The 7,288-nt window shown below is 53.0% G+C and carries 5 protein-coding genes; 4 read left to right on the top strand and 1 reads right to left on the bottom strand.

Going from position 1 to position 7,288, the window contains the following annotated elements:
* The coding region (locus tag PHV74_13760; GenBank protein MDD5095425.1) for an IS5/IS1182 family transposase at window positions 1-178 on the bottom strand (178 nt) is incomplete at its 3' end.
* Between the two features lie 193 nt (window positions 179-371).
* Between PHV74_13760 and PHV74_13755 the strand changes: the two genes are divergently transcribed.
* From PHV74_13755 to PHV74_13740, 4 genes are all read left to right on the top strand, one after another.
* Window positions 372-4,730, top strand: coding sequence for a PAS domain S-box protein (locus tag PHV74_13755; GenBank protein ID MDD5095424.1), 4,359 nt, complete (start codon window positions 372-374; stop codon window positions 4,728-4,730).
* Window positions 4,731-4,857: 127 nt separating this feature from the next.
* Window positions 4,858-5,313 (top strand): response regulator, encoded by a 456-nt coding sequence (locus PHV74_13750; GenBank protein ID MDD5095423.1) that lies wholly within the window; start codon window positions 4,858-4,860, stop codon window positions 5,311-5,313.
* Window positions 5,314-6,795 (top strand): PAS domain-containing protein, encoded by a 1,482-nt coding sequence (locus PHV74_13745; GenBank protein MDD5095422.1) that lies wholly within the window; start codon window positions 5,314-5,316, stop codon window positions 6,793-6,795. It begins immediately after the preceding gene.
* A partial coding sequence (locus tag PHV74_13740; GenBank protein ID MDD5095421.1) for a response regulator transcription factor occupies window positions 6,764-7,288 on the top strand: 525 nt, incomplete at its 3' end. The genes PHV74_13745 and PHV74_13740, both read left to right, overlap by 32 nt.

Here is a 7,288-nt window from a genome sequence, read left to right as displayed (position 1 = left end):
GCATCCGCTCCAATGGCATCGGCTGGCGACCATTCCCTTTCTTCGGATAGCGCTTCCGAACGATCTTCAATAACTCATCCCAAGGAATCACCCGATCCATCTCTTCCAGGAACTTCTCCCGGCGAGTCCTCTTCTTCTTATTGTCATAGGCCAGGCTGGCAAATGTGGGTCCATTTATCACGGCAGGTCTCCTTGAAGTAGTCTGCCATTATTATCGCATGATTCGGGACTTAATCAGAGGTAACTTATCTCGGGATCAATGCGACTTGACTCACATGCTTATGAGTAGTAAAATCCGGTATCAGCGTTCGTGGACTTGGTTCCGCACAAACCCCGTATCCTTTGCAGTAGACTTGAAGAGTGAAGCAACAATGATGCCGGACGGACTCAGAACAAGCGGATTGGATATCATCGGCGACGTCCCCTGGGGCACCCACTTTTGCCAATTCTACCGGACCTCGCAAGACTTGGCGGATATCCTGGCCCCTTTCTTCAAAGCCGGATTAGAGAGCAATGAGTTCTGTCTGTGGATCACCGCTGAGCCCCTCGGCGACCAGCAGGCCCGTCAGGCAATGGCAAAAGCCATGCCTGACTTTGACCGATACCTGGAAAAAGGCCAGATCGAGATACTCTCACACAGCGAGTGGTACGTTAAGGACGGCTATTTTAATTCCGAGCGCGTACTCAACGACTGCATTGATAAGCTCAACCAGGCTCTGACAAAAGGCTATGATGGTTTTAGGCTAACGGGAAATACCATCTGGCTGGAAAAGAAGGACTGGAAAGATTTCACTGACTATGAAGCAGCCATAAATAACGTCATCGGCAAATATCGGATACTTGCCCTGTGCTCTTACTGCATGGATAAATGCAATGCCATCGAGATCATCGACGTCCTGCGCCACCATGACTTTGCCCTCATTAAACAGGAGGGCAAATGGGAGTTTGTTGAAAACTCCAAACACAAGGCAATCAGAGAGGCGTTGATCACGAGAGAAGAACAATTCAGAAGCATCTACGAACATTCCCCCGTGGGAATTCAACTTTACAATGCGGCCGGCAGATTGAAAATGGCCAACAAAGCCTGCCTAGACATCTTTGGAGCTTCTGAGACAGAACTGCAAGGATATGATCTCTTTGGCAATCCCAATCTGCCCGATGAGATGCAGTTCAAGCTGCGGCACGGAGAGACAGTGCAACTTCGGGTTCCCCTTGACTTTGAGCAAGTCAGGAAGCACGGTCTACACCAAACAAGCAAAGCGGGAATCATTCACCTCGACGTGGTCATCGTGCCTCTGAGTAAGGGCCGTGAAACTCAGAGAGGCTATCTCGCACAGATTCAGGATATCACCCAGCACCAGCAATCGGAAGAAGCCCTGAAAGAGAGCGAGCGTCGCTTCCGATTGACACTCCAGAGCGCCCCTGTCTCAATCGCCACCCAGGACCGAAACCTGCGCGTTCTCTGGGCATACAATCAGCGTTCGGTTAACGCACCAGACGTTATCGGTAAGCTGGACATCGATGTCTTTGCACCTGAAGATGCCGCTCACCTGATCTCTCTCAAACGTCAGATCATGGAGACCGGGGTGGAAATACGCGAACAGCGCTGGATCACCGCCAACGGGAAACGGCTATTCCTGGACCTCTATCTGAAACCGATCCGAAACGAAACGGGAGAAATCATCGGAGTCGGCACTGCATCAGTGGATATGACGGCGATGAAACTCGCTGAGGAGGCCCTGCAGGAGAGCCAGCAGAAGTTCAAGTTCCTTACCACCAATACCCCCGACCATCTTTCGGTACAGGATTCAAACCTCCGCTATACCCTGATAGTGAATCCTCCGCTGGGCCTGACAGAGAAAGACTTGATCGGCAAGACAGACTTCGACATCTTCTCAAAAGAAGATGCCCTGAATATCACCACCCTCAAGCAAAGGGTCCTTGAGAGCGGAAGTCCTGAACACGTTACTGTTCCGATGGTTTCCCGCGATGGAGACCTCCAGTATTTAGAGAACACTTATGTTCCCAGGCACAATTCAGAAGGCCGGATCGATGGAGTCCTCTCATATATAAAGAATGTAACCGAACGGGTCAACACCGAACAGGACCTACAGAAGCTGGCAGCCATCGTCAAATACAGTCAGGAACTGGTAGGCCTGACCACCCCCGATGGAACGATTGTCTTTCTTAACGAAGCAGGTGCCGAGATGGTGGGCATCGACCCGGAAAAATCTAAAAAGGTGAATATCTTTGAGATCATCCCCGCTCACTTCAGGAAGAAAATACGCCATGAAGTGCTATCGAATCTGATGAGGAGCGGCCAATGGGCGGGTGATCTCCAATACCGCAATTTCAAGACTGGCAAGCTCACCGACGTCCATGCACGGACTTTCACCATCACCGACCCGAAGACCGGGGCGATACTCTATTTGGCAAACGTCTCGCATGATATCACCATTCGTAAGCAAGCGGAAGACCAAATCCAGAGGCTAGCCAGATTTACCAGCGAGAACCCCAACCCTGTACTCCGGGTTAACAGCGACAGCACTATTCTGTATGCCAACGAAGCCAGTTTGCCGCTGCTCGACTTCTGGAAGAGTCAAGTCGGCGGATATCTGCCCGTCGAGTACGGCAAGATTGCCTCGGATTCCCTCCGTTCCGACTCCGACACCAGCGTTGAAGCCGACTGCGGGGACCAGGTCTTTGCCCTAACCTTCGCCCCAATCGCGGCGGCTGGGGATATCAATATCTATGGCAAGGACATCACTGATCTCAAACGAGTGGAGGAAGCGCTGCGCGAAACCAGTGATTACCTCAATAATCTGCTCGACTCTGCCAATGCTCCCATCGTCGTCTGGGATCCGCAATTCCACATCACCCGCTTCAACCATGCCTTTGAACGGCTCACGAGCCGGAGCGCTGATAAGGCTATAGGAAAAAAACTGGGCATTCTGTTCCCCAAAGAGAGCATGACCCAATCTCTGGAGGAGATTCGCAGGGCCATTGCGGGGGAAAGGTGGGAAGCGGTTGAACTACCAATCAGACACAGTGATGGAACCATCCGTACCGTGTTATGGAACTCAGCCAATATCCATGCTTCTGATGGCAAGACCGTGGTTGCCACAATTGCTCAAGGCCAGGACATTACTGCGCGCAAGGAGCTTGAAGAAGCATTAATAAATATAAACAGTGAACTCGAAGAGCGCGTGAAAAAGCGAACACAAGAGGTTCTAACCGAACGCCAGCGTCTCTATAGCGTCCTCGAAACTCTGCCGGTGATGATATGCCTGTTGAAGCCCGATTATCATTTTGCCTTTGCCAACCGGTCTTTTCGCCAAAGGCTCGGCGAGTCCCTCGACCGGTGCTGCTATGAGTTTCGTTTCGGGCGCACAGAACCGTGCGAGTTTTGCCGAGCATTCAAGGTGATTGAAACCGGCAATCCCCATCGATGGGAGACTGCCACGCCGGACGGCTCCAGTGTCATGGATGCTTACGCCTTTCCCTTCATCGATACCGATGGTTCGCCCCTGATCCTGGAGATGATCATTGACATCACTGAGCAGAAGCAAGCCCAGGTAGCACTGCTAAAAGTGCATGAGGAACTGGAAATGCGTGTGCAGGAGCGCACCAGAGAGCTAAGAGAGAGCCAGCACGATCTCGCCCATGCTCAGGAGGTGGCCCATACCGGCAGTTGGCACCTGGATATCCAGTCCAACCAATTCCAATTGTCCGGGGAGACCTACCGCATCTTCGGCATCCCCGAGGGAACGCCAATGACCTTTGAGACATTCTTCTCGCACATTCATCCGGAGGATCGGGAATACGTTGACCGTGAGTGGACAGAGGCCCTTGAAGGCAAGGACTATGACATCCAGCACCGAATCATCGTGGGGAATGAAGTGAAGTGGATCCATGAAAATGCCGCTCTAGACTTTGATGAGGAGGGTATGTTCACAGGCGGATTCGGCACGGTGCAGGATATCACCGAGCGCAAGCGGGCAGAGGAAGAGGTTACACGTTTGAACGAGAACCTGCTGCTGCGTGCAGATGAACTGGAGGCTGCCAATCGGGAACTGGAGAGCTTCGCCTATTCCGTTTCGCATGACCTGCGTGCCCCTCTCAGAAGCATGGAGGGTTTCAGTCTTGCCGTACTTGAAGACTATTCAGAAAAGCTGGACGATACCGGGAAGGACTATCTGAAACGAATCCAGGCCGCAAGCCAGTTGATGGGACAGTTGATCGATGATATGCTTCGGTTATCCCGGGTAAGCCGCAGCGAAATGAAGCGCCAGCCGATGAACCTCAGCGAGATGGCAAATTCAATCATTGCCGGACTGAGAGAAACGGAACCCTGGCGACGTGTGAAAGTGCTTATTGCTCCTGAGATGCGAGTCAGAGGAGACAGACAACTGCTTCAGGTGGCGCTGGAAAATCTGATCCAGAATTCCTGGAAATTCACCGGCAAGACTCCCAGGGCGAAAATAGAAGTGGGTATCACGGAACATAGAGGAAGGAAAACATATTTTGTGCGCGATAACGGAGCCGGTTTCGATATGGCCTATGTCGATAAACTATTCAAGCCTTTCCAGCGCCTGCATTCCGCCAGTGAGTTCCCCGGCACCGGAATCGGGCTGGCCACAGTGCAGCGCATCATCAGCCGCCACCGCGGCCAGGTCTGGGCTGAAGCAGAGATGGGAAAGGGCGCTACAGTCTACTTCACGGTTCCCTGAAGGCACAATTTGAGAAGTCTCTGCTGAACATGTTTTACATCGCAGGTTAGACGAGTCGGGATTCGAAGAAAAGAGAGCACAAAGATACTTTCAGGACAGAGCTTCATGAGAAAAAAGGAGATGGGGTGTGGAAGAGAAAGTCATTCTGCTGATTGAGGATAGCCCCGACGATGTTATGCTGACGGAGCGCGCTCTCAGGAAAGCCAATATTGGCAGCAAGCTCGTGGTGGCGGGAGACGGAATTGAAGCCCTTGACTATCTTTTCCGCACGGGCGCCTATTCCGGTCGCGATCCTTTACAGGCTATGCCTCATTTGATTCTGCTGGATTTGAAACTGCCCAAAATGGATGGGCTGGAAGTGCTTCGGCGCATCCGCGCCAATGAAAAGACAAGGCTTCTGCCGGTGGTCATTCTCACCTCCTCAAGAGAGCGGAGAGATATGGGAGAAGGTTATAGACTGGGGGCCAACAGTTATATTCGCAAACCGATAAGTTTCAACCAGTTCACTGAGGTGGTAAGACAGTTGGGGTCATACTGGCTCCTGCTGAACGAGCCTCCTCCCCTAACCGCCAAAGGAGATTAGATGAATCAGCCACTCAGAGTCTTGATCATTGAGGATTCCGAAGATGATGCTCTTTTACTGCTGAGAGAGCTTCGCAAAGGCGGCTATGAACCAAGCTACACACGAGTTCAAACTGCCGATGAGATGAAGACTGCGCTGGAAGCGCAGCAATGGGATATCGTCCTCAGCGACTACGTTATGCCCGGCTTCAGCGGCCTGAAAGCTCTGGGGATTTTGCGCGAAAAAGGTCTGGATGTCCCTTTTGTTATTGTCTCCGGTCAAATCGGCGAGGATATTGCCGTGGAGGCCATGAAGGCAGGCGCTCATGACTACATCGTCAAGGGAAGCCTCAAGCGTCTGGTCCCGGCCATCGCCAGAGAACTGGGCGAGGCAGAGAGCCGACGTGAGCGCAGGCGGGTAGAGAAGGCATTGCGCCGGAGTGAAGCCAGTCTGGCCGAGGCGCAACGCATCGCTCACCTGGCAAACTGGGAATGGGATATCATCGCCAATGTTCTTTGGTACTCGGACGAAATCCACCGCATCTTCGGTCTGACACAGAGCCAAATCCCGGCGACTTTTGAGGCGGGGCTGGATCATGTCCATCCCGAACATCGCCCCAGAGTTCGCCAGGCCATCACTGAAGCGTTGCAGTCAAGCACGGGGTATGGTCTTGACTATCGCTTCGTCAGACCGGACGGCACCGAGGGAGTGGTTCACGCAGAGGGAGAAGTAACTTTCGATGACGATGGCAAGCCCATCCGAATGGTGGGCACCACCCAGGATGTAACCGAAAGAAAGCGATTGGAAGAGCGACTGCGCGCTCTTTCGCGCCGTCTGATCCAGGTACAAGAAGAGGAACGCCGGACCATCGGGCGTGAACTGCACGATCAAATCGGCCAGTCCCTAACGGTTGTCAAACTGCTGATTGACAATGCCATCAAAGCGCCCGCCGGACGGGTGAAAAAGATCCTGAACGAAGCAGAGACAGTGACCCACGAAGTCATCACACAGCTGCGAGACCTTTCCTCTGAACTGCGTCCAAGCATGCTGGATGATCTTGGGCTGCTGCCAACGCTGATCTGGCACATCGGACGGCTGGGCTCTCGATCCGGTTTAGAGATCGATTTCAAACACTCCGGGCTAAACCGGCAATTTCCACCGGAGATCGCTACTGCAGCTTATCGCATCATGCAAGAAGCGCTGACCAACGTTATTCGCCACTCCGGAGCAGATCAGGCAATAGTCCGGGTATGGGCGGAAGAGAGCAAACTTGTTGTCTGGGTGGAGGACCATGGCCGCGGCTTCGACCCAAGCGCCCGGCACTTCCAGAATACTATCGGGTTGAGCAGTATGGAAGAAAGAGCACTACTGCTGGATGGCACCCTGATAATCGAGACGTCTCCGGGAAATGGGACGCTCATTACGGCTGAATTGCCGCTTGTGGAGCCGCCAGGGAATCGAGAGGCAGGAAATGAAAAAGATCACGCTGATACTAGCCGATGACCACCGCGTTTTGAGAGAGGGGCTAAAAGCATTATTGCAGGAGGAAGAGGAGTTTGAGGTAATTGGAGAGGCCGGGACTGGTGCAGAAGCATGCCAACTAGCAGAGCGGTTGAGACCCGATGTTATGGTCCTGGATCTGATGATGCCGGATATGAATGGAATCGAGGTCACGCGTCAAATCAAGAAGCGCCTGCGAGGAACCCATGTGGTCATTCTCTCAATGCATGGAAGCGAAGGGTACGTCATTGAAGCCCTCCGCGCCGGGGCGGAAGCCTATGTTCTCAAAGAGTCCAGCTCAAGCGAACTGGCAGACGCCGTTCGCGCCGTGGCCAGCGGCCATCGCTATCTCAGTCCACCCCTCTCGGAACGCGCCATAGAAGTCTACACTCGGTCCACCGAACAGGCTACTCTGGAACCTTATGAGACGTTGACTGCAAGAGATAGAGAGGTGTTGCACATGGCTGCCCAGGGCTATACAAACGGTGAAATTGCC

The sequence above is a fragment of the Dehalococcoidia bacterium genome (genome assembly GCA_028711995.1).
GTDB lineage: Bacteria > Chloroflexota > Dehalococcoidia > SZUA-161 > SpSt-899 > JAQTRE01.
The sequence above is the reverse complement of the archived record's forward strand: the minus strand, read 5'-3'. Positions and strand labels throughout refer to the sequence as shown.

Excerpts from the sequence above, each read along its gene's own strand:
- PHV74_13755 (MDD5095424.1), top strand. The coding sequence starts at position 372 with ATGATGCCGGACGGACTCAGAACAAGCGGATTGGATATCATCGGCGAC.
- PHV74_13745 (MDD5095422.1), top strand. The coding sequence starts at position 5,314 with ATGAATCAGCCACTCAGAGTCTTGATCATTGAGGATTCCGAAGATGAT.